The following is a 22162-nucleotide window of genomic DNA, read 5'->3' as shown; positions in this document are numbered from 1 at the left end:
TTGTTGATGCTCAATCGCCGCTCCTTGCTGGTCAGCTCGGCTGCCAGCTTACCGTTGTTCACCGCCTGGCCCGCTCTGGCCCAGAACAAAAAAGACAGTGTCACGCTGGCCATGACGCTGGAGCCGCCGGGGCTGGACCCCACGGCCGGCGCGGCCTCGTCGATCGCCGAAGTCGTGCTCTACAACGTGTTCGAGACGCTGACCAAGATCAACTCGGACGGCAGCGTCTCGCCCCTGCTGGCCGAAAGCTGGGAGGTCTCCTCCGACCTCAAGACCTACACCTTTCGCCTGCGCAAGGATGCCAAGTTTCAGAATGGCGAGCCCTTTAACGCCACCGCCGTCAAATTTTCGTTTGACCGCGCAGCCGCTGAGAAAAGCACCAACAAGGACAAGCGCAGCTTCGCCAACCTCAACACCAAGGTCGTGGACCCGTACACCATCGTCATCACCAACAAAGATATCGACCCCGATTTTCTGTTTGTGATGGGTCAGGCCACCTCCGTCATCGTCGAGCCCAAGAGCGCGGCCACCAACGCCACCAAACCCGTAGGCACCGGCCCTTATCAGCTGGCGTCGTGGAGCAAGGGTGCATCCGTCACGCTGGCCGCATGGCCGGGCTATCGTGCAGCGCAGAGCATTCGCATCAAGCGCGCCGTGTTCCGCTTTATTCCAGACCCGGCTGCGCAGGTCGCATCCCTGCTGGCAGGCGATGTAGACGTTTTCCCCCGCGTTACGCCGCGCAGCGTGCCCCAGTTCAAGGCCAACCAGCGCTTTCAGGTGATTGTGAGCAACTCACGCGCCAAGACCATTCTGGCCATCAACAACGCACGCAAGCCTCTGAACGATGTGCGCGTTCGCCGTGCCATTGCCGCCGCCATTGACCGCGATGCCGTCATCGCCGGTGCCGCCGATGGCTATGGCGTGCCCATTGGCAGCTATTACGTGCCCACCGCCTTTGGCTATGTGGATACCACGGGCGTCAACCCCTTTGATCTGGACAAGGCCAAGGCGCTGATGGCTGAAGCCGGCATCAAAACCCCGCTGACGCTGACCATGACCCTGCCGCCCACGCCTTACTCACGCCAGGGCGGCGAGCTGATTGCAGCCCAGCTGGCCAAGATTGGCATCAACCTCAAGCTGCAGAACGTGGAATGGGCACAGTGGCTGTCGGGCACATACACCAACAAGAACTACGACTTGTCCATCATTTCGCATGTGGAGCCATTTGATCTGGGCAACTTTGCCAAGCCGGACTACTACTGGGGCTACCACTCGCAAGAGTTCAATGAGCTGTTCGAGAAAATCAAGCACACCCCCCGCCCTGCCGACCGCGCTCGCCTGCTGGGCGACGCTCAGCGCCTGCTGGCCCGGGATGCGGTGCACGGCTTCATCTACACCCCGCAATGGGTGACCGTGGCCAACAAGAAGCTGCGCGGACTGTGGAAGGACATGCCGGTATTCGTCAACGACCTGTCTTCTCTCTCCTGGGCTTGACTTTGACCTCCCCCTGAGGCGCTTCCGCACCTTCCCCCTCCCTCGCTTCGCGGGAGGGGGACGACAGCCTCGCTGCGGGGCGGCCCTTGCTCGCTGTCTCTCGCTTAGGCCGCGCCAGTTTTCAGCGCTGCACCATTACCAAGCGTAATGCCAGCGCGCCAAACACAGTGGCGGCAATGCGGTTGAGCCAGCGCTGGGCGCGGGCAGATCGCTGCAGAATCTGGCCAAACAGGCCTGAGCCGCAGGCGATGGAGCCAAACACCAGCAGCGTGGCCAGCATGAAGACACAGCCCAGCGCCATGACCTGCAGGCCCACGCTGCCGCGTGCCGGGTCGGCAAACTGGGGCAAAAAGGCCAGAAAGAAGATCAGCACCTTGGGGTTGGTCAGATTCATGACCACACCGCGACCGACCCAGCCCATGGCGGTTTTCAGCGTCAGCACATCACGCTCGGCAAGTGCCTGCGCACCTTCAGTCACGCTGACCGGTGCACGCCATGCACCCCATGCCAGATACGCCAGATACGCCGCGCCGCAGAGCTTGAGCGCCGTAAACAGCATGGGCGATGCAGCAACCACTGCCGCCAGCCCCAAGGCCACCGCTACGGTGTGGCCCACAATGCCAAGGCTTAGCCCCAGCACCACGCACAAGCCCACACGCCAGCCGCGCTGGGCAGACTGCACGAGGACAAACAGATTGTCCGGCCCGGGGCTCAGGCCCAGCAGCACGGCCACGCCAAAGAATGCAATCAAAACGTCCCAGGTCGGCATGGTCAATTCTTTATAAAAACAATAGCTGCTTACGCTTTATTGGAAAGCGCTACAGGCCTTTTTGATGCATAAAGCTGCATCAACCCAGTCCCAGCGCCGTCACGCCCAGCGCAATCATGATGGCGCCTGCAATACGCAGACCCCGGTCGCCCTCACCCAGCAGCTTGCCACCGATCAGCGCGGCAAACAGCATGGACACCTCTCGTGCCGGGGCGACATGCGAGATGGGTGCGCTTTGCACCGCATACAGCACCAGCACATAGGCAATAGGGCTGAAGAAGGCAACGATGGCCGCATAGCGCCACTGCAGACGCCACAGGCGCTTGGTCTCGGGCCAGTCCTGCACAGCCAGCGGCGCCAGAATTGCCAGCCGGATCAGATTGCCCACGTAGTCCACCAGAATGGGCGACATCAGCAGCACCTTGACTGCATAGCTATCCACCACTGTATAGCTGGCGATGAACATGCCCGTCAGCAAGCCGTAATAGAGGCCGGACAGCACGCGCTGGCGTGCCTCGTCGTCCTTCCCCTCCCGGATAGCAATGATCATGCGCGGGCCACCCGCAATCAAAAACACGCCAACCACCACGCCCGCAATACCCGCTGCGCCCAGCGTGGAGATGCTCTCACCCAGAAACAGCACCGCCACCAGTGATGACATCAGCGGCCCACTGCCGCGTGCCAGCGGATAGACCACCGTCAGATCCGCCACCCGGTAGCCGCGCAGCAGCACTACGAAATAAGCCACATGCAGCAACGCGCTGGCCGTGACAAAAGCCCATTCCATCCAGCCCCAGCCCGGAACCACATCCTTGCCCAGCCACCAGCCCAGCGGCAGCCAGATGACGGCGTTCCAGACCGAGGTGTAGAGAGAGAAGCGGGCATCACCGCCCGCCTTCTTGGCCACGATATTCCAGCCCGAGTGAATCAGGCCGGCCAGAATGATGAGAGCGAAGGCTTGCAGAGACATGAGAGACAGAAACGCCAGAAATGCAAAAGGCCGCGCAACGCGCAGCCTTTAAAAAAGTCCGAAATCAGGTTTCAGAGAAGCTCTGTATGACCCGTGATGCGGGCCACTGCCCTGTACCCAACCAGAGACACCGAGCAAGAGCCGCCTCGCGGCGAAGTTGTCGTCCCCCTTGAGGGAATGCGCTCAGCGACTCTAGGGCAGGCATTTATTTCCGGGCAGCGATAAGCGACAAGAATTCGCGGCGCAGCTCGGAGTTGGTGAGGAAGGCCCCACGCATGACGGAGTTGAGCATCTTGGAGTCCATCTCGCGCACACCGCGCCAGGACATGCAGAAGTGCGAGGCTTCCATCACCACGGCCAGACCGTCAGGGCGGGTCTTGTTCATGATCAGGTCAGCCAGCTGAATGATGGCTTCTTCCTGAATCTGCGGGCGACCCATGATCCAGTCCACCAGACGGGCGTACTTGGACAGGCCAATGACGTTGGTGTTCTTGTTGGGCAGCACGCCAATCCAGATCTTGCCCATGACGGGACACAGGTGGTGGCTGCAGGCACTGCGCACGGTGATCGGGCCGACGATCATCAGCTCGTTCAGGTGCTCGGCGTTGGGGAATTCGGTAATCGCTGGCTGGTGCACATAACGGCCGCGGAAGACCTCGTTCACATACATCTTGGCCACACGGCGAGCCGTGGCGCGGGTGTTGTGATCGTTGGTGGTGTCGATGACCATGGAGTCGAGCACCGTCTGCATCTTCTCCTGGACCTCGTCCAGCATCAGCTCCAGCTCGCCGGGCTCAATAAAATCGGCGATGTTGTCGTTGGCGTGAAAACGCTTGTTCGCCGCCTGCAGGCGCTCGCGGATCTTGACCGAAACGGGCGTGCCCTCTTCAGTCTGTTTGTCTTTATTCATATCGGCGAGTTCTCTGAACATTCAAGAATGGTACCAGCGAATCAACTTCCCAAAGCCTCAAAGGCTTTGCCATTCAAACGCAGGTTTACACAGCGCCCGAAGCTATGGTTTCAGTAGCATCAGAGCCTGAATTCCGCAATCAGCGGCAAATGGTCGGACATACGCCACCAAATCCGCCCCTTTGGCACTTGCAGCCCCAGCGGCGTCAGCCCACGCACATAGATATGGTCAAGCTGCGCAATCGGCAGGCGTGCAGGGTAGGTGGCGATGCCTCGGGTTTCATCAAACTCGAACAGACCAAAGCCCGCCAGCATGCGCTTGATCTGGTTGCCCCAGTCGTTGAAATCACCCGCCACGACCAGCGGCGCATTGGGCGGCACCTCGCGCTCGATAAAGCGCTGCAGCAGAGCAATCTGGCGAATGCGGCTGCCGGGAATCAAGCCCAGATGAACAACGATGGAGTGCACGCGCTTGCCGTTGATGTCCAGCTCCACATGCAGCAGACCGCGCTGCTCGAAGCGGTGGTCTGAGATGTCTTCGTGCTGGTAGCCAATCACCGGCCAGCGGCTGAGCAGCGCATTACCGTGCTCGCCATCTTTGGTATAAGCATTGGTCAGGTAGACGGACTCATAACCCTCAGGAGCCAGATATTCGGCCTGCGGCACATTGGGCCAGTGGTCGAAGTACTGCTCCTCCTTGCGGTTCATCTTGCGCACTTCCTGCAGGCAGACGATGTCTGCATCAAGCTGCTCCACCGCAAGACCAAGGTTATGAATCTCCAGCCGCCGCGCCGGGCCCAGGCCCTGCACGCCTTTGTGAATGTTGTAGGTGGCCACGCGCAGGATCTGCGGCTCTGGCGGCGTAAATAACTGAACTTCAGACATAGGCACTGTTTTTCTCAAAGCGGTTACGGCTTCTGCTGGCTTTGAGCCAACGCCGGTTCAAAGCGCGGCAGCAACAAAATAGCTTCTGCGTTGGAAGAGGAAAAGCAGCGCTGGGCTGCGTCGCGCCAATCATGCCAATCATGTGCGGTGTGCTCTCTCGGATTCAAGTGCACAGCCATGTAGGACGGCACACGAAGCCCGAACACGTGTTCCTGGTTGTGCCACACGCCCGGCGCGTAACGGTGCTGCCATTCGGGGTAGATGGCATAGACGTTCTCAAGCTCCCAGTCGATGAGCTGGCAGCCGGGCGCGAGTGCATCAATGCCGGTTTCTTCCAGCACCTCGCGGGCAGCGGTTTCGCGCCAATCCTCATCCTCGCTGTCTTTGCTGCCCGTCACCGATTGCCAGAACGGCTCGCCGCCCGGCGCAGCAATGGTGCGGCGCAGCAGCAGAACCTGACCGTCCTCACGGTAGATGACAACCAGCACGGACTGCGGAATCTTGTAAGGCTTGATGTCCATCAGTCCATATTAGCGCGCTGGCAATGGCCGCAATGGGAGTTGGCGCTGCGCTTGATGGCTATCAATATTCATAGCTGCTAGCACCCTCCAGTCATCAAAATAGATAAAAAACCTTGCCAGATTCATCTACTGACAGGCGCAAGCAGCTCTTAAAGCCGTAGCAATAAAAAAGCGCCAGCCGCTTTCGCAGACTGGCGCTTGATGCAGACTGCGACAAACGCAGTCTGTAAAAGGCTTGGAGATCAGGCCTCGGTGGTCGTCACCACGGTGTTGCGCAGCTTGATGTGCAGCTCGCGCAGTTGCTTCTCGTCCACAGGCGACGGGGCTTGCGTCAGCAAATCCTGAGCGCGCTGGGTCTTGGGGAAGGCAATCACGTCGCGGATGGACTCGGAGCCGGTCATCAGCGTGATCAGACGGTCCAGACCAAAGGCCAGACCACCGTGAGGAGGCGCGCCGTACTGCAGCGCATCCAGCAGGTAGCCGAACTTGGCGCGCTGGTCTTCAGGGGTGATGTTCAGGGCGGCAAACACCTTGGCCTGCACGTCTGCACGGTGGATACGCACCGAGCCACCGCCCAGCTCCCAGCCGTTCAGCACCATGTCGTAGGCCTTGGCAATGCACTTGCCTGGGTCGGTGACCATCAGCTCTTCATGGCCATCCTTGGGCGATGTGAAGGGATGGTGCACAGCCGCCCAGCGGTTGTTTTCTTCGTCATGTTCGAACATGGGGAAGTCCACCACCCACAGGGGGGCCCACTTGTTTTCGAACAGACCGCTCTTCTTGCCGAACTCGCTGTGGCCGACCTTCAGACGCAGGGCGCCGATGGAATCGTTGACGATCTTTTCCTTGTCAGCGCCGAAGAACAGCAGGTCGCCGTCTTGAGCGCCGGTGCGCTTGAGGATTTCGGCAATTGCTGCATCGTGCAGGTTCTTGACGATGGGCGACTGCAAACCTTCACGGCCCTTAGCCACTTCATTGACCTTGATCCAGGCCAGGCCCTTGGCGCCGTAGATCTTGACGAACTCGGTGTAGCCGTCGATTTCGCCACGCGAGATCGCAGCGCCGCCGGGCACGCGCAGAGCAACTACACGACCACCCTTGGTCGTCGCAGGAACGGAGAAGACCTTGAAGTCCACATCGCCCATGCAGTCGGTCAGCTCTGTGAATTCGAGCTTGACGCGCAGGTCAGGCTTGTCCGAACCAAAGCGGTGCGCCGCATCGTGGTAGGTCATGATGGGGAATTCGCCCAGTTCCACGTTCAGCTGGGTCTGGAACACTTCCGTAATCATCTGCTGGAAGATGGCACGAATTTCTTCTTCGTTCAGGAACGAAGTTTCGCAGTCGATCTGCGTGAATTCTGGCTGGCGGTCAGCGCGCAGGTCTTCGTCGCGGAAGCACTTGGTGATCTGGTAGTAGCGGTCGTAGCCGGCCACCATCAGCATCTGCTTGTACAGCTGGGGCGACTGGGGCAGTGCGAAGAATTCGCCGTCATGCACGCGCGAGGGCACGAGGTAATCGCGTGCGCCTTCGGGGGTGGACTTGCCCAGCATGGGGGTTTCGATGTCGATGAAGCCCAGCTTGTCCAGGAAGTTGCGCACCTGAATCGCGGTCTTGTAGCGCAGCATCATGTTGCGCTGCATCACGGGGCGGCGCAGATCCATCACGCGGTTGGTCAGGCGCACGGTTTCCGACAGGTTCTCGTCGTCCAGCTGGAACGGAGGTGTGACGGAAGCGTTCAGCACGTTCAGCTCGTGGCACAGCACTTCGATCTGGCCGCTTTTCAGCTTGTCGTTGGTGGTGCCTGCGGGGCGAGCACGCACGATGCCCTTGACCTGCACGCAGAACTCATTGCGCACGTCTTCAGCCACCTTGAACATTTCAGCGCGGTCAGGGTCACAGACCACCTGCACGTAGCCTTCGCGGTCACGCAGGTCGATAAAGATCACACCACCGTGGTCACGGCGGCGATTCACCCAGCCGCACAGGGTCACGGTTTCGCCCATTTGGGCTTCGGTCACCAGACCGCAGTATTGAGTACGCATTGCCATGAAAGTCTTCCTGCACCCTTAGGGGTGCGACAAGGTTGTTTGTTTGGATTCTTCGATCGCGGTGAGGTCTGGCGGAGCCACTACACCCATCGAAACAATATATTTGAGTGCGGCATCCACACTCATTTCCAGCTCAATGCACTCGCTCTTGCGCACCAGCACAAAGTAACCGCCCGTGGGGTTCGGTGTGGTGGGCACGAACACGCTGACATAGTCATCGCGCAGCAAGGCTGCTACTTCGCCATTGGGCTGGCCCGTGACAAAGGCCACGGTCCAGACGCCTTCACGCGGCCATTGCACCATGACCGCAGTGCGAAAGGCATTACCGCTGTCAGAGAAAACGGTATCAGAGACCTGCTTGACGCTGGAATAGATGGAGCGCACCACAGGAATGCGGCGCACCAGTGCATCACCCCAGCCGACCAGCTTGCGTCCGATGAAGTTGCTGGCAATACCACCGACGATCAGCAGAATCAGCAACGTCAAAATGACGCCAAAACCCGGAATGTGCACGCCCAGCAGTTTGTCGGGCTGCCATGCCTCAGGAAGAATGGCCAGCGTCTGGTCCAGCGTCCCGATGATCCAGTTAAGCACACCGAGGGTGATCACCAGAGGAACGATGACCAGCAAACCTGCAATCAGCCACTTGCGCAATGCAAACATAGTCTCGAAGAGCCTCAGGAGTTGGCAGTGGCAGGAGCCGCTGCAGGAGTTGGTGCGGGTTCCGCTGCAGGTGCAGCAGCGCTCTCACTGGAGGAAGAAGTGCTTGCAGTCGGCTTGCTGCCGCTGTTCTTGAAGTCCGTGGCATACCAGCCAGAACCCTTGAGCTGAAAGCCCGGAGCGGTAAGCTGCTTGGAAAAGGCCTCGGCCCCGCAAGCTGGGCACACGGTCAGCGGCGCGTCCGAGATTTTCTGCAGCACATCCTTGGCATGACCACAGGAGCCACACTTGTATGCATAGATAGGCATAGCGCTAAAACGAGGGAAGTGCAAAAACCCTCAATTATAGGCGCCGCCCCTCGTTTTGCTGCGCTGCACAGGCAAGCCCCGGCATCGCTTATTTGCACTTTCAGGCCTTGGCCTCGGTAAAGCTCTCGATTTCCCGGTGATGGTTGCTGACCCACTGGGGCAGCAGAGACCCTGCCAGCATGCCAACAACCGCCGCCAAAAGACCAGCCAGCTGCTGCGGGAAAGCCTGATGGAGCGCCGGTGTCACCATAAAGATCAGCCAGACGCCAATACCCAGAGTCACAGCGCTGATGGCGCCTTGTGTGGTGGCGCGCTTCCAGTACAGACCAAAAACCAGCGGCACAAAAGCCCCCACCAGCGGCACCTGATAAGCACTGGCCACCAGTTCATAAATAGGCGTGCCTTGCATGGCGATGGAATAAGCCAGCACGCAGGCCGCAAACACCAGCACGCTGATGCGCATGGTCTTGAGGTTGTCCTTGTCCGTCGTAAACGGGCGGAACTGACGCCAGATGTTTTCGGTAAACGTGACACTGGGCGCCAGCAGGGTCGCTGATGCGCAGGATTTGATAGCCGATAGCAGCGCGCCAAAGAACAGCACCTGCATGGCGAAGGGCATCTTGTCCATCACCAGGGTCGGCAGCACCTTTTGCGGATCTTCAGCCAGCAGGGCAGTCGCCTCGGTCGGCATGATGATGAGCGCACTGGCCACGAGGAACATGGGCACAAAGGCAAAAATCACATAGCAGGCACCACCGATGATGGTACCGCGCACAGCAGATTTCTCGGTGTCGGCAGACATCACGCGCTGGAAAATGTCCTGCTGCGGAATCGAGCCCAGCATCATGGTCACAGCGGCGCCAATGAAGAACACGATTTCATGGAACGATGGCTCAGGCAAGAACTTGAACAGATCGCGGCTGGTAGCCAGATCGACCACCTTGCCAGCACCACCCGCCATATCGCCGGCGAAGAAGGCCAGCGCCAGCAGGCCCACAACCAGAATGATCATCTGCACAAAATCGGTCACTGCCACAGACCACATGCCGCCAAACAGCGTGTAGATGAGCACGGAAAGAATGCCAATCGTCATACCCATGGGTATGCTGACCGAACCGCCCGAGAGCAGGTTGAACACCAGCCCCAATGCCGTGACCTGAGCCGAGACCCAGCCCAGATAGCTGAGCATGATGATGAGCGAGCAGATCACCTCGATCGAGCGTCCATAGCGAGCACGGTAGTAGTCGCTGATGGTCAGCAAGTTCATGCGATAGAGCTTGGCCGCAAAGAAGGCACCGACCAGAATCAGGCACATGCCTGCGCCAAACGGGTCTTCCACCAGCGCCTGCAGACCGCCTTCGATGAACTTGGCAGGTACACCCAGCACCAGCTCGGACCCGAACCAAGTCGCGAAGGTGGTGGTGATGATCATGTACAGCGGCAGATGCCGCCCAGCAATAGCGAAGTCCGCCGTGTTTTTCACGCGTTTTGCCGCCCACAAACCAATGCCAATGGTTATCAATAGGTAGACGATTACCAATGAGAGCAGCAAGCTCGCACTCCTCAGACTAAATAAAAAAGGAAGCTCAGAAGCGGATGCGCAGCAGAATCTGCAGCACTACCAGCCCGATAACGAAACCAATGCCTGCGCTGAGGATGGCCTGCAGCAAGCGGTTGGTTGTCTTTTGCTGCTGGAGCAGCTCTTTCAGCAAGGCGTCGTTGTGATTGCCAGCGCCTTGCTTGGCCAGATACTGATGCAGCACGCGCGGAATATCGGGCAGGATCTTGGCGTAGCGCGGGGCTTGCGCCTGAATCTCGTTCCACAGACGCTGCGGGCCCATCTGGTCCAGCATCCACTTTTCCAGAAACGGCTTGGCCGTACTCCAGAGGTCCAGATTGGGGTCCAGCTGACGCCCCAGACCTTCGATATTGAGTAGCGTCTTTTGCAGCAGCACCAGTTGCGGCTGAATTTCGACCTGAAAACGACGCGAGGTCTGGAACAGGCGCATCAGCACCATGCCCAGAGAAATCTCGGCCAGCGGGCGGTCAAAGTAAGGCTCGCAGACGGCTCGAATCGCGGCTTCCAGCTCTTCGACCCGCGTGGTGGCAGGCACCCAGCCACTTTCCACGTGCAAAGCGGCAACGCGCTTGTAGTCACGGCGGAAGAAAGCCAGAAAATTCTGCGCCAGATATTCTTTGTCGAACTCGGTCAGCGTGCCGACGATGCCAAAGTCCAGCGAGATATAGCGCCCAAAGGTATCGGGCTCCAGGCTGACCATGATGTTGCCCGGGTGCATGTCCGCATGGAAGAAGCCATCACGAAACACCTGGGTGAAGAAAATGGTCACGCCATCACGGGCCAGCTTGGGAATGTCCACACCGGCTTCACGCAGACGCTCCACCTGACTGATGGGCACGCCCTTCATGCGCTCCATCACCATCACATCGGTGTGGCAGTAATCCCAGTGAATCTCGGGGATCAGCACCAGATCCAGCCCTTCCATATTGCGGCGCAGTTGCGCCGCATTGGAGGCTTCACGGATCAGATCAAGCTCGTCATGCAGGTAGTTATCAAACTCGCCAACCACTTCCTTGGGCTTGAGGCGCTTGCCGTCTTTGGACAGCCGCTCCATCCAGCCAGCCATCATGTGCATGAGCGCCAGATCCTTGTCGATCACGGTCTTCATGCCCGGACGCAGCACCTTGACGGCCACCTCATGCTCAACACCAGCCTTGTCGCGAATCACCGCAAAGTGAACCTGTGCAATCGATGCACTGGCCACGGGCTGACGATCAAAGCTCACAAAAATCTGATCGAGCGGCTTGCGAAACGAACGCTCAATGGTGTCCACCGCGATTTGCGAATCGAACGGGGGCACACGGTCCTGCAGCTTGGCCAGTTCTTCCGCAACATCAGGCGGCATCAGGTCGCTGCGCGTAGACAGCACCTGACCGAACTTCACAAAGATGGGGCCCAGTTCCTCAAGCGCTTCACGCAGGCGCACGCCACGTGGCTTGTCCAGTTTGCGTCCGAATGTGAGCACGCTGCGCAGACTGCGCAGGCGCGGATGAGGAATGCCGGAGAGCACCAGCTCGTCCAGACCATAACGAAACACCACCCAGAGGATGGCCCAGCCTCGCAGGAAACGGCTCATGGCTGTGTGTAATCGGCACCGGGCATAGATGCCACAGGTGCGGTACTTGCCGGGCTGACGACATCTGCATCAGCCGCTTTTTTGCCACCCATGCGTGCGCCAACGAACTGGCGCAGGCCTTGGGCTGCTGTGCGGGCGACCTTGGCAATGGTGTGGGCTGGCACATCGCCAACCAAGCGGGCCAGGTCTTCTTCCACATCCCACTTGACGTTGTCGACCAGCCAGTTGATCTCGGCGGCAAACTGCACATCGCCTTCAATGCGGATGCTGGGCTTGTCACCGCGCAATGCGGTCTGAGCCAGCGACAGAGGCGAAGTCTCAGTGACTTCCAGCATCAGGTCGGGGGCAGCGTCTTCAGGTGCCACATCGAACAGACCAGCGGGCGTGACCAGCAGGGCTACCGAGTACTGACGCCATTGCACGCGGGCAATGCGACCTCTTTGACGCAGGAGGCGATCCATGGCCTCTTTTTCCTGCATCAGCACATGGTTGATGAAAAGCACCAGACGCTGGTGCATTTCACTCACCAGCCATTCGGGAGCTTGAGGTCCAGCCATCACGCGTTCGACGAGACCGCTCAGAAAAGAAAAAGGGGACTGTGTTGCCATAGTCCCCGATTATTCATGAAATCAATCCCCCTGAGTCGCTACGCGCCTTCCCCTAGGGAACAACGCCTTCGCTGTGGGGGAGACCTGTCTTATTGCAGCGCTTGCACGCCAGCCACCAACCAGCCGCTGGAGCCGCTCTTGGGCTTAGTCATGTTCCAGACTTCGCGGAAAGGGCTTGGACCTGCAGAGGCGTCTTCACGAATCATGCCGGAGAACTCGACACTGGCCATATAGCCATTGCCCAGGTCTTCGATGCCCAGCAGCTGTGCATCAATCATCAGCACTTCCGTGTGATTGGGTTCACCAGGGCGCTGCGACTCGCGCTCAGCCAGTTGACCGCGAATTTCCGACAGCATCTCGTCCGTCATCATCGAGCGCAGCGAAGTAATGTCAGAGCGATCCCAGGCGGATTGCAGCGTCACGAAATTACGCTTGGCAGCTGTCAGGAAGCCGTCTTGATCAAAGCCTTCTGGCACGCCCCAGTTCTGCGAACCCGACAAAGCCGAGCCAATCATGGAGCCACCGGCTGCGGCAGCAGGCTGATAGTCCTGTTCCCAGGGGCGCGCAGACGCATCATTACCCACTTTTTCTGGGTTGTACTGACGTGCCTGAGGAGCATCAACATTGCCACCCAGATTGCCTGCACCCTGAAAAGCGAAGGGGCTGCTGTTGGCCTGAGCAGCAGGCGCAGCCTTGCGGCGACGCATGATCATGCCGATGACCGCCATGACAACCATGGCCAGCAAAGCCATCATCAGGAAGTTGCCAAAGGCTTCACCAAAGCCCAGTGAGTTGGCCAGCCAGGCCAGACCCAGACCCGCAGCCAGGCCGCCAAGCATGGCGCCCCAGGGCTTCTTGGGCGCTGCAGCAGGCGTTGCTGGCGCGCCAGCACGGTTTTGCTGAGCCGCATTTTGCTGCGGAGCCTGCTGAGTGTTCTGTGTGGGAGCACGAGAAGCTTCGCGTTGCGTGACGTTGCCAGACTGTTTGCCAAACGAAGAGCCTCCGCCCATGCGTTTCGCGTCAGCCTCACCGTGTGCCACAACCAGCATTGCCACCAAGGCGATTGACCAAAGTTTTTTCATCTCATCTCCCTTCTTATAGAAAGTCGCTATAAATCTGCGCACAAGGCGCACTTAACACTTGATCCCGACATGCAAGGCACAGATGCCACCTGTCATGTTGTGATAGTCCACATGGCCAAAGCCGCATTGCTGCATCAAGGCCTTGAGTTCCTTCTGGCCGGGGTGCATGCGGATGGATTCAGCCAGATAACGGTAGCTTTCCGCATCACCGGCAATCATCTGCCCCATGGCCGGCAAAATCTTGAACGAATAAAAGTCATAGGCTTTCTCCAGGGGCTTGGCCACCTTGGAGAACTCCAGCACCAGCAGCTTGCCACCGGGGCGCAGAACGCGGTTCATTTCCTTGAGCGCTGCATCCTTGTGCGTCATATTGCGCAGGCCAAAGGCCACGCTGACCAAGTCGAAATGGCCATCAGGGAAAGGCAGTTTTTCCGCATCGCAGACCAAGGTGGGCAACAACACGCCCTTGTCGGTCAGGCGGTCACGCCCCACACGCAGCATGGCTTCGTTGATATCGGTGTGAACCACTTGGCCCGATGCGCCGACCTTCTTGGAAAACGCCAGAGCCAGATCGCCCGTGCCGCCTGCAATATCCAGCGCCTTGTCGCCTTCCTTCAGGTTGGCCACCATCAGGGTGTAGGCCTTCCAGGCGCGATGCAGACCGCCGGACATGACGTCATTCATGACGTCGTACTTGGAGGCCACGGAGTCGAACACACCGCGTACACGCGATGCCTTTTCGCTTTCGTCAACAGTCTGGAATCCGAAGTGTGTGGAGCTCATAACAAAGAATGCTAAGCAAGCAGTGCTTGTGCGTACAGCGACAACCCCGTATGACTACAGGCTTTGAAGCACTATGGTTTTTAGAAGAAATTGGCTTTAAGCGCTTATTTCACCTGCGCTACAAGCTATCGGAAATATAGCACCAGCATCAATAACCTTGCGCTTGGCGCATGGCCTGTGTGGCGCCAGAGGGACGTTTGCACAGGCTTTCAGCCGGCAGACAAGCCCCCTCGAAGTCAAATCTCAATGCACGCTGCAACCGTGGCCGCCAGCACCCTTTTCGGGCATCAGCGTGTCGCGGTTCAGGCCTGCATCTTCAAGGCGCTGCAGATACTGCTTCCACAGCTCATCTTGCTGGCTACCCAGCTGATAGAGGTATTCCCAGGTGTAGAGACCGCTTTCGTGCCCATCGCTGAAGAAAGGCTTGATCGCATAGTTGCCGACCGGCTCGATGGTGTTGATCCCCACATCGCGCTTGCCGGTCTGCAGGACCTCCTGGCCCGGGCCATGTCCCTGCACTTCGGCCGATGGCGAATACACACGCATCAGCTCAAAGGGGATGCGAAAGGTTTTGCCATCCGTGTAAGACACCTCCAGCACGCGCGATGCGCCATGCACGGTCAGTGCCTGAGGGGTGGGAGTGTTGGCTTGCAATCCGGCCATGGTTCTCTCCTGTTCAATGCATAAAAGGGCAGCCAGGAGCTGCCCTTTGTCTCTCTGTACTCAATCTCCAGAGCGGAGATACGAACATCAGGCGGCCCAGAGGGTCAGCGCCTTTTGCAGCGCAGCATCTACCGCTGGCAGTTGCTGGGCCACCGCCGCTTCACGTGCTTCATCGCGCTCGCGCAGGGCGGGCGCCCAGACCGATGCGGGGAAGTGGCTGTCCCAGTCATAACGCGCAATAACATGCCAGTGCATATGAGCCACCATATTACCCAGCGCCGCCAGGTTGATCTTGGTGGGCGAGAGCTGCTCGCGCAGCACGCGCTCCACCACAGCCACTGCGTCCATGCACAAGGCACGGTCTGCAGCGCTCAAGTCCGAAAACTCGGCGGCATGACCGGCCCAGACTACGCGATAGAAAGCTGGAAAGCCCTCTTCCGCAGCACGAATCACACGCAGCTTGTCACCACGCCAGATCAGCGCACCACCGTCGGTGGTGCACAGAGGGCAGTTGTCTTGATGCGTCATATCCACCTCAGACCAGGACGCGCTCGATGCCACCCGCGTTGGCGCGCTTGACGTATTCAGGCATCCAGTTCTCACCAAGAATGTCACGCGCCATCTCGACCACGATGTAGTCGGCTTCCAGTAGGCCGTTGTTCATGTCATTGCCGTAGCGCGACAGACCTTGCAGGCAGCTTGGGCAGCTGGTCAGAATCTTGACGTTTTCCTTGGGCGCCAGAGCACCGCTCTCGCGCAGCTCGGCTTCGCTCTTGCGCAGCTCTTCCGTCTTGCGGAAGCGAATCTGCGTAGAGATATCAGGACGCGTCACGCCCAGCGTGCCGGACTCACCACAGCAACGCTCGCTCTTGGTGACCTGGTCACCCATCAAGGCCTTGACGGTCTTCATGGGGTCCTGCTGCTTCATGGGCGTGTGGCAAGGGTCGTGGTACAGGTACGTGCCCTTGTTCTGCAGCGTGATGCCCTTTTCGAGCAGATATTCGTGGATGTCGATGATGCGGCAGCCGGGGAAAATCTTGTCGAACTGGTAGCCCTGCAACTGGTCATAGCAGGTACCGCAGCTCACCACCACGGTCTTGATGTCCAGATAGTTGAGCGTGGTGGCAACACGGTGGAAGAGCACACGGTTGTCCGTGATCATCTTCTCAGCCTTGTCGAACTGCCCCGATCCGCGCTGGGGATAGCCGCAGCACAGGTAGCCGGGCGGCAGCACGGTTTGCACACCGGCGTGCCACAGCATGGCCTGCGTGGCCAGGCCCACCTGACTAAACAGACGCTCCGAGCCGCAGCCGGGGAAATAGAACACCGCCTCGGTATCCGACTTGGTGGCCTTCGGATCCCGGATGATGGGCACGTAATCCTTGTCTTCAATATCCAGCAAGGCGCGTGCCGTCTTGGTGGGCAGGCCACCGGGCAGCTTCTTGTTGATGAAGTGAATCACCTGCTCCTTGATAGGAGCCGTACCGACCGATGCCGGCGGGTGCGCCGTCTGCTTCTTGGCAAAGCTTTGCAACACATCAGCAGCCAGACGCTGAGCCTTGAAGCCCACACCGACCATGGCCGAGCGCATGAACTTGATGGTGTCAGGGTTCGTGGCGTTCAGCATGGTCATGGCCAGCTTGTTGCCCGGACGGAAGCTCTTCTTGTCCATCTTGCGCAGCAGATTGCGCATATTCATGGTCACATCGCCAAAGTCGATCTTGACCGGGCAGGGGTTGAAGCACTTGTGGCAGACCGTGCAGTGGTCGGCCACGTCTTCAAACTCCTGCCAGTGCTTGAGCGAGACACCACGGCGGGTCTGCTCTTCGTAGAGGAAGGCCTCCACCAGCAGCGAAGTCGCCAGAATCTTGTTGCGGGGCGAGTACAGCAGGTTGGCACGCGGCACGTGCGTTGCACACACCGGCTTGCACTTGCCACAGCGCAGGCAGTCTTTGACGGAGTTGGCAATAGCGCCAATATCCGACTGCTGCATGATGATGGACTCGTAGCCCATCAGGCCGAAAGACGGCGTGTAAGCGTTGGTCAGATCGGCAAACATCAGCGATTCACGTGGCGAACGGCCATCGTGGCTCTGGTGCGCCGATGCGTCCCACTCTTCATTGCGAATCAGCTTGCCCTTGTTGAAGCGACCTTCAGGGTCCACGCGCTTCTTGTAGGCGGCAAATGGTGCCAGTTCCTCATCGCTGAGGAATTCCAGCTTGGTAATGCCAATGCCGTGCTCACCCGAGATCACGCCATCCAGACTGCGCGCCAGATCCATGATGCGAGCCACGGCGCCGTGCGCGGTCTGCAGCATTTCATAGTCGTCAGAGTTGACGGGCAGATTGGTGTGCACATTGCCGTCACCGGCATGCATGTGCAGCGCCACCCAGACACGGCCCTTGAGCACCTTCTGGTGAATCTCGTTGACGGATTCACGCAGCGGCTGGAAAGCCGCACCTGCAAAAATCTTGGACAGCGGTTCTTTGAGCTGCGTCTTCCAGCTGGCGCGCAGCGTGTGATCTTGCAGCTGGGGGAACAGCGTGGCAACGCCATCCAGCCAGCCTTGCCAAAGGCCACGCACCTCGGCGACCAGCGCCAGCGCCTGCTGCACGCGGTCTTCCAGCAACTCGGCGCTGGGAATCTCGCCTGCATCGTCGCTCTTGCCCAGGGGCAGATCGGAATGTTTGAAGAAGCCGCTCAGCTCATCGCAGAGCTTGAGCTTGTTGCGCAGGCTCAATTCAATATTGATGCGCTCAATGCCATCGGTGTACTCGGCCATGCGGGGCAGAGGGATCACCACGTCTTCATTGATCTTGAAGGCATTGGTGTGGCGCGAAATAGCAGCTGTGCGCTTGCGGTCCAGCCAGAACTTCTTGCGGGCTTCGGCGCTGATGGCGATAAAGCCCTCGCCATTGCGCGAATTGGCAATGCGCACCACTTCGCTGGTCACGCGAGCCACTTCATCGGCGTTGTCACCGGCGATGTCGCCCAGCAACACCATCTTGGGCAGGCCGCCATTGCCTTTTTTGGACTTGGTGGCGTAACCCACGGCCTTGAGGTAGCGATCGTCCAGATGCTCCAGACCCGCCAGCAGCACGCCTGAGCGCTTTTGCTCGGCAAACATATAGTCTTTGATCTCAACGATCGAAGGCACTGCATCCTTGGCGTTGCCGAAGAACTCCATGCACACCGTGCGGGTGTGAGCCGGCATGCGGTGCACGACCCAGCGGGCGCTGGTGATCAGACCGTCCGTGCCTTCCTTCTGAATGCCGGGCAGGCCAGAGAGGAACTTGTCGGTCACGTCCTTGCCCAGGCCTTCCTTGCGGAAAGTCTTGCCGGGAATGTCCAGACGTTCAGTACGAATAGGGGTCTTGCCATCAGCCTCGAAGTACTTCAGCTCGAAGCAGGCCATCTCGGCATCGTGAATCTTGCCCAGGTTGTGATCCAGACGCGTGACTTCCAGCCACTGCGCATCAGGCGTCACCATGCGCCAGGACACGAGGTTGTCCAGCGCCGTCCCCCAGAGCACGGCCTTCTTGCCGCCCGCATTCATGGCCACGTTGCCGCCAATGCAGGAGGCCTCGATGGAGGTTGGGTCCACCGCAAACACAAAACCGCCGCGTTCGGCCGCATCGGCCACGCGCTGTGTCACCACACCGGCTTCGGAGTAAATAGTGGGCACTTCATGATCCACACCAGGGATCATGCGCATCTCAACTTCGGTCAGCGCTTCCAGCTTTTCGGTGTTGATAACCACCGAGCGCCATGTCAAAGGAATAGCACCACCCGTATATCCCGTGCCGCCTCCACGCGGAATAATGGTCAGACCCAGCTCGATACAGCCCTTGACCAGACCAGCCATTTCAGCTTCGGTGTCAGGTGTCAGAACGACGAACGGATATTCCACGCGCCAGTCCGTGGCGTCAGTCACGTGGGCCACACGCGAGAGTCCGTCGAACTTGATGTTGTCCTTGGCCGTGTAGGGGCGCAGCGTCTTCTGCACGCGGCGGCGCAGTTGCTCGGCTTCCACAAAAGTGGCATTGAACTCATGCACGGCACGGTGGGCTGCATCCACCAATTGCCCCACCAGCTGATCACGCACCGAGTCTTCATGAGGCTCGCGGCGCTTGTCGATCTCGGAGAGTCGATGCGCCAGCGCCTCGACCAGCGACTTGCGGCGATCAGGGTTGTGAATCAGATCGTCCTGCAGATAGGGGTTACGCTGCACGACCCAGATATCACCCAGCACCTCGTAAAGCATGCGGGCGGATCGGCCAGTGCGGCGTTCCTGACGCAGCTGGTTGAGCACATCCCACATGGATGAGCCCAGCAGACGAATCACGATCTCACGGTCAGAGAACGATGTGTAGTTATAGGGAATCTCGCGCAGTCGTGCGGGTTCAGCAGCCTGCGCCTGCAAGGCGGCAGCCAACGCAATCGGTACATTCATGGGTAGACCGTGTTGGGCGCCCGGTGGCGCCCCGAAGCCAGTGGGATGCTGATTTTAAGCGACCCGCGCTCGGTCTTGCTTTGCTATGGGTTCTGAGTCACCAGCCCAGCTATCGCAAAAGCAGCAAAGTCGCCTGTTTTCAAACTGAATCAGCCCATGCAAAAACAGCATGAAGCTCATCCAAAGTGCACCAACGCACGACAGTATTCAATCGCCTGCAGGCAAAAACCAGACTCCTGCTCTGGAGACAGCGCATTACTCAGATTTCTTGCCTATGCGATTTCCACAAAAACCATACATTTCCGAATCAAAAACAACGCAATACGAAAGACTACCAACAACAAACGAAATAGCCTTGACCTAGAATGGCGCAGCTTCGCGCACCATTACTTGTCGCACATTCGTCATAAGACGACCAGTGACTGCGGGTTCTGCCCATGGTGGAGTGCCTAGCCCATGCAAACAATGACATCCATATGTCATACGAATGACTTAGTGTGCACCAGCACATATTTCGTCAACGATCGTTAGGAGCCTCATGCAATTCAAACAACTAGCCATGGCTGCAGCCGTCGCTGCAACCGCCTTCTCGGCACAAGCCACCACCGATATTCAATGGTGGCACTCGATGACTGCCGTGAACAACGAATGGGTCAATGACCTAGCCAAGCAGTTCAACGAAAGCCAGAAGGACTACCGCATCGTCCCCACCTTCAAGGGTGTGTATGACGAATCCATGACAGCCGCCATTGCAGCCTTCCGCTCGGGCAATGCGCCTGACATCCTGCAAGTGTTTGAAGTGGGCACCGCCACCATGATGGCTTCCAAGGGCGCAACCGTGCCCGTGGGCAAGGTGATGAGCGACGCCGGCGTGGCTTTTGACCCCAAGGCCTACATCCCTGCCGTGGCCGGTTACTACACCGCCCCCAACGGCCAGATGCTGAGCTTCCCCTTCAACAGCTCGACCACCATCTTCTATTACAACAAGGACGCCTTCAAGAAGGCCGGCCTGAACCCTGACGTGGCCCCCAAGACTTGGCCCGAAGTGTTTGACGCTGCCAAGAAGCTCAAGGCCAGCGGCCACAGCTGCCCCATGACCCTGGCATGGCAGGGCTGGACTCAGCTGGAGTCCTTCTCCACATGGCACAACGTCGAGTTCGCTACGGAACAAAACGGTCTGAGCGCCAACGGCTACAAGGCCCGTCTGAAGATCAACTCGCCCCTGCACGTCAAGCACATCGACAACCTGGCCGCAGCTGCCAAGGCTGGCGAGTTTGTCTACAAGGGCCGTGCTTCCACCGCCCAGGCATCGTTCACCGCGGGTGAATGCGCCATGATCCAGACTTCGTCCGGTTTCTACGGCGACGTGGCCAAGAACGCCAAGTTCAACTACGCACTGGCTCCCCTGCCCTACTACCCCGATGTGAAGGGCGCGCCCCAGAACACCGTGATCGGTGGCGCATCGCTGTGGGTGATGGCTGGCAAGTCGGCTGAACGCTACAAGGGCGTGGCCAAGTTCTTCGAATTCCTGTCGCAGACCAAGGTTCAGGCCGCTTCGCACCAGCGCACCGGCTACCTGCCTGTGACCATGGCTGCCTACGAGCTGACCGACAAGTCCGGCTTCTACGCCAAGCACCCTGGCACTGATACTGCTGTGACGCAGATGATCCGCAAGGTCACCAACAACTCGCGCGGTATCCGTCTGGGTAACTATGTGCAGATCCGCACCATCGAGGACGAAGAACTCGAACAAGTGTGGGCTGGCAAGAAGACTGGCCAGCAAGCGCTGGACTCTATCGTGAGCCGCGGCAATGAGCTGCTGGCACGTTTCGAAAAGTCGTACAAGAAGTAAACCCTCCAGCACCCGCAAGGGTGCTGACAGGCCTGCTGTGCCTTCAAACAAGGCACAGCACCCTTAAATGCCCCGTTGACTGAACCCAGGCTCCGGCGGTTTTTTTATTTGTGACTCCTCATGGAAAAACGCGTACTTTTCCGATCTAGATGGCTTCCCTGGGCGCTGATTGCGCCTCAGCTGCTCATCATCGGTATCTTCTTTTTCTGGCCAGCTGGTCAGGCTGTGCTTCAGTCATTCCAGATGGAAGACGCGTTCGGCATGAGCACCGAATGGGTTGGTCTGGACAACTTCCGTCAGTTGTTCAGTGACCCCACCTACCTGAACTCCTTCAAGCGCACCGCCCTGTTCTCCGTACTGGTGGCTGGTGTCGGCATTGCAGCATCCCTGGGTCTGGCCATTTTTGCCGACCGCATCGTGCGCTTTGCCATGCTCTACAAAACCTTGTTGATCGTGCCTTACGCCGTGGCCCCCGTGATTGCGGGCGTGCTCTGGGTCTTCATGTTCTCGCCCTCGATTGGCGTGATCACGCATTACCTGGGCAAGCTGGGCTACGAGTGGAACCACCTGATGAACGAAAACCAGGCCATGACTCTGATCGTCATCACCTCGGTGTGGAAACAAATTTCCTACAACTTCCTGTTCTTCCTTGCGGGTCTGCAATCCATCCCCAAGGCATTGATCGAAGCTGCTTCGATTGATGGTGCCGGCCCATGGCGCCGCTTCTGGAACATCCAGCTGCCCCTGCTGTCGCCCACCACCTTCTTCCTGCTGGTGATCAACATCGTCTACGCCTTCTTTGACACCTTCGGCATCATCGACGCAGCCACCCAAGGTGGCCCAGGCCAGTCGACCTCGATTCTGGTCTACAAGGTTTATCAGGACGGCTTCAAGGCGCTGGACCTGGGCGGCTCGGCTGCACAGTCTGTGATCCTGATGCTGATCGTTGTCGTGCTGACCGTGATCCAGTTCCGCTATGTTGAAAAGAAAGTGCAGTACTGA

At 58.8% G+C, this 22162-nt stretch carries 19 protein-coding genes; 3 read left to right on the top strand and 16 right to left on the bottom strand.

The features are described from left to right. Window positions 1-6 precede the first annotated feature (6 nt). A complete protein-coding gene (locus RSF91_RS06190; protein WP_332567588.1) occupies window positions 7-1494 on the top strand; it encodes an ABC transporter substrate-binding protein in 1488 nt (495 codons plus the stop codon). 121 nt (window positions 1495-1615) lie between these two features. Here the strand turns inward: RSF91_RS06190 and RSF91_RS06185 are convergent, their stop codons facing one another. The 16 genes from RSF91_RS06185 to RSF91_RS06110 form a co-directional block, all read right to left on the bottom strand. Further along, on the bottom strand, window positions 1616-2263 hold the full coding sequence (locus RSF91_RS06185; protein ID WP_332567587.1) for a LysE family translocator: 648 nt from the start codon (window positions 2261-2263) through the stop codon (window positions 1616-1618). Between the two features lie 79 nt (window positions 2264-2342). Then, window positions 2343-3233 (bottom strand): DMT family transporter, encoded by an 891-nt coding sequence (locus RSF91_RS06180; RefSeq protein ID WP_332567586.1) that lies wholly within the window; start codon window positions 3231-3233, stop codon window positions 2343-2345. Window positions 3234-3438: 205 nt separating this feature from the next. Further along, complete coding sequence (gene folE, locus RSF91_RS06175; protein WP_198461148.1) at window positions 3439-4164, bottom strand: GTP cyclohydrolase I; 726 nt, start codon at window positions 4162-4164, stop codon at window positions 3439-3441. 98 nt (window positions 4165-4262) lie between these two features. Next, the gene (locus RSF91_RS06170; RefSeq protein WP_099738547.1) at window positions 4263-5027 is read right to left on the bottom strand and encodes an endonuclease/exonuclease/phosphatase family protein; all 765 of its coding nucleotides are present in this window, start codon (window positions 5025-5027) and stop codon (window positions 4263-4265) included. Window positions 5028-5050: 23 nt separating this feature from the next. Beyond that, on the bottom strand, window positions 5051-5548 hold the full coding sequence (gene nudB, locus RSF91_RS06165; RefSeq protein ID WP_332567585.1) for a dihydroneopterin triphosphate diphosphatase: 498 nt from the start codon (window positions 5546-5548) through the stop codon (window positions 5051-5053). 242 nt (window positions 5549-5790) lie between these two features. After that, a complete protein-coding gene (gene aspS / locus RSF91_RS06160) occupies window positions 5791-7596 on the bottom strand; it encodes an aspartate--tRNA ligase (RefSeq protein WP_332567584.1) in 1806 nt (601 codons plus the stop codon). Between the two features lie 18 nt (window positions 7597-7614). Continuing rightward, on the bottom strand, window positions 7615-8259 hold the full coding sequence (locus RSF91_RS06155; RefSeq protein ID WP_332567583.1) for a DUF502 domain-containing protein: 645 nt from the start codon (window positions 8257-8259) through the stop codon (window positions 7615-7617). Between the two features lie 14 nt (window positions 8260-8273). After that, on the bottom strand, window positions 8274-8564 hold the full coding sequence (locus RSF91_RS06150) for an FmdB family zinc ribbon protein (RefSeq protein WP_332567582.1): 291 nt from the start codon (window positions 8562-8564) through the stop codon (window positions 8274-8276). 100 nt (window positions 8565-8664) lie between these two features. Next, a complete protein-coding gene (locus RSF91_RS06145; protein WP_332567581.1) occupies window positions 8665-10116 on the bottom strand; it encodes a sodium:solute symporter family protein in 1452 nt (483 codons plus the stop codon). A gap of 34 nt (window positions 10117-10150) precedes the next feature. Beyond that, a complete protein-coding gene (gene ubiB, locus RSF91_RS06140) occupies window positions 10151-11719 on the bottom strand; it encodes a ubiquinone biosynthesis regulatory protein kinase UbiB (RefSeq protein ID WP_332567580.1) in 1569 nt (522 codons plus the stop codon). Continuing rightward, a complete protein-coding gene (locus RSF91_RS06135) occupies window positions 11716-12327 on the bottom strand; it encodes a hypothetical protein (RefSeq protein ID WP_332567579.1) in 612 nt (203 codons plus the stop codon). Before RSF91_RS06135 ends, ubiB begins: the two co-directional genes overlap by 4 nt. A gap of 89 nt (window positions 12328-12416) precedes the next feature. Then, complete coding sequence (locus RSF91_RS06130; RefSeq protein WP_332567578.1) at window positions 12417-13409, bottom strand: Tim44 domain-containing protein; 993 nt, start codon at window positions 13407-13409, stop codon at window positions 12417-12419. 51 nt (window positions 13410-13460) lie between these two features. After that, on the bottom strand, window positions 13461-14192 hold the full coding sequence (ubiE, locus tag RSF91_RS06125; protein WP_099738563.1) for a bifunctional demethylmenaquinone methyltransferase/2-methoxy-6-polyprenyl-1,4-benzoquinol methylase UbiE: 732 nt from the start codon (window positions 14190-14192) through the stop codon (window positions 13461-13463). 243 nt (window positions 14193-14435) lie between these two features. Further along, a complete protein-coding gene (locus tag RSF91_RS06120; RefSeq protein ID WP_099738565.1) occupies window positions 14436-14855 on the bottom strand; it encodes a gamma-butyrobetaine hydroxylase-like domain-containing protein in 420 nt (139 codons plus the stop codon). Window positions 14856-14942: 87 nt separating this feature from the next. Beyond that, window positions 14943-15383 carry an HIT family protein gene (locus tag RSF91_RS06115; RefSeq protein ID WP_332567577.1) on the bottom strand — a complete coding sequence of 147 codons (441 nt, stop codon included), beginning with the start codon at window positions 15381-15383 and terminating at the stop codon, window positions 14943-14945. Between the two features lie 7 nt (window positions 15384-15390). After that, a complete protein-coding gene (locus RSF91_RS06110) occupies window positions 15391-19308 on the bottom strand; it encodes an FAD/FMN-binding oxidoreductase (protein WP_332567576.1) in 3918 nt (1305 codons plus the stop codon). 538 nt (window positions 19309-19846) lie between these two features. Here RSF91_RS06110 and ugpB point away from each other — a divergent pair. After that, window positions 19847-21160: a sn-glycerol-3-phosphate ABC transporter substrate-binding protein UgpB gene (gene ugpB, locus RSF91_RS06105; RefSeq protein WP_332567575.1), complete on the top strand. Its 1314-nt coding sequence runs from the start codon at window positions 19847-19849 to the stop codon at window positions 21158-21160. Window positions 21161-21280: 120 nt separating this feature from the next. Next, window positions 21281-22162, top strand: a complete 882-nt coding sequence (gene ugpA, locus RSF91_RS06100) for a sn-glycerol-3-phosphate ABC transporter permease UgpA (protein ID WP_332567574.1) — start codon at window positions 21281-21283, stop codon at window positions 22160-22162.

The sequence above is a fragment of the Comamonas sp. genome, from assembly GCF_036643215.1.
GTDB lineage: Bacteria > Pseudomonadota > Gammaproteobacteria > Burkholderiales > Burkholderiaceae_C > Comamonas.
The sequence above is the reverse complement of the archived record's forward strand: the minus strand, read 5'-3'. Positions and strand labels throughout refer to the sequence as shown.

What these genes read in the sequence shown, in the direction of transcription:
- folE (WP_198461148.1), bottom strand. Translation starts at nt 4,164, where the DNA reads ATGTTCAGAGAACTCGCCGATATGAATAAAGACAAACAGACTGAAGAG.
- RSF91_RS06185 (WP_332567587.1), bottom strand. Translation starts at nt 2,263, where the DNA reads ATGCCGACCTGGGACGTTTTGATTGCATTCTTTGGCGTGGCCGTGCTG.
- RSF91_RS06190 (WP_332567588.1), top strand. Translation starts at nt 7, where the DNA reads ATGCTCAATCGCCGCTCCTTGCTGGTCAGCTCGGCTGCCAGCTTACCG.
- RSF91_RS06120 (WP_099738565.1), bottom strand. Translation starts at nt 14,855, where the DNA reads ATGGCCGGATTGCAAGCCAACACTCCCACCCCTCAGGCACTGACCGTG.
- ugpA (WP_332567574.1), top strand. Translation starts at nt 21,281, where the DNA reads ATGGAAAAACGCGTACTTTTCCGATCTAGATGGCTTCCCTGGGCGCTG.
- ubiE (WP_099738563.1), bottom strand. Translation starts at nt 14,192, where the DNA reads ATGAGCTCCACACACTTCGGATTCCAGACTGTTGACGAAAGCGAAAAG.
- RSF91_RS06155 (WP_332567583.1), bottom strand. Translation starts at nt 8,259, where the DNA reads ATGTTTGCATTGCGCAAGTGGCTGATTGCAGGTTTGCTGGTCATCGTT.
- RSF91_RS06115 (WP_332567577.1), bottom strand. Translation starts at nt 15,383, where the DNA reads ATGACGCATCAAGACAACTGCCCTCTGTGCACCACCGACGGTGGTGCG.
- RSF91_RS06110 (WP_332567576.1), bottom strand. Translation starts at nt 19,308, where the DNA reads ATGAATGTACCGATTGCGTTGGCTGCCGCCTTGCAGGCGCAGGCTGCT.
- nudB (WP_332567585.1), bottom strand. Translation starts at nt 5,548, where the DNA reads ATGGACATCAAGCCTTACAAGATTCCGCAGTCCGTGCTGGTTGTCATC.
- RSF91_RS06130 (WP_332567578.1), bottom strand. Translation starts at nt 13,409, where the DNA reads ATGAAAAAACTTTGGTCAATCGCCTTGGTGGCAATGCTGGTTGTGGCA.
- ugpB (WP_332567575.1), top strand. Translation starts at nt 19,847, where the DNA reads ATGCAATTCAAACAACTAGCCATGGCTGCAGCCGTCGCTGCAACCGCC.
- ubiB (WP_332567580.1), bottom strand. Translation starts at nt 11,719, where the DNA reads ATGAGCCGTTTCCTGCGAGGCTGGGCCATCCTCTGGGTGGTGTTTCGT.
- RSF91_RS06180 (WP_332567586.1), bottom strand. Translation starts at nt 3,233, where the DNA reads ATGTCTCTGCAAGCCTTCGCTCTCATCATTCTGGCCGGCCTGATTCAC.
- aspS (WP_332567584.1), bottom strand. Translation starts at nt 7,596, where the DNA reads ATGGCAATGCGTACTCAATACTGCGGTCTGGTGACCGAAGCCCAAATG.
- RSF91_RS06170 (WP_099738547.1), bottom strand. Translation starts at nt 5,027, where the DNA reads ATGTCTGAAGTTCAGTTATTTACGCCGCCAGAGCCGCAGATCCTGCGC.
- RSF91_RS06135 (WP_332567579.1), bottom strand. Translation starts at nt 12,327, where the DNA reads ATGGCAACACAGTCCCCTTTTTCTTTTCTGAGCGGTCTCGTCGAACGC.
- RSF91_RS06150 (WP_332567582.1), bottom strand. Translation starts at nt 8,564, where the DNA reads ATGCCTATCTATGCATACAAGTGTGGCTCCTGTGGTCATGCCAAGGAT.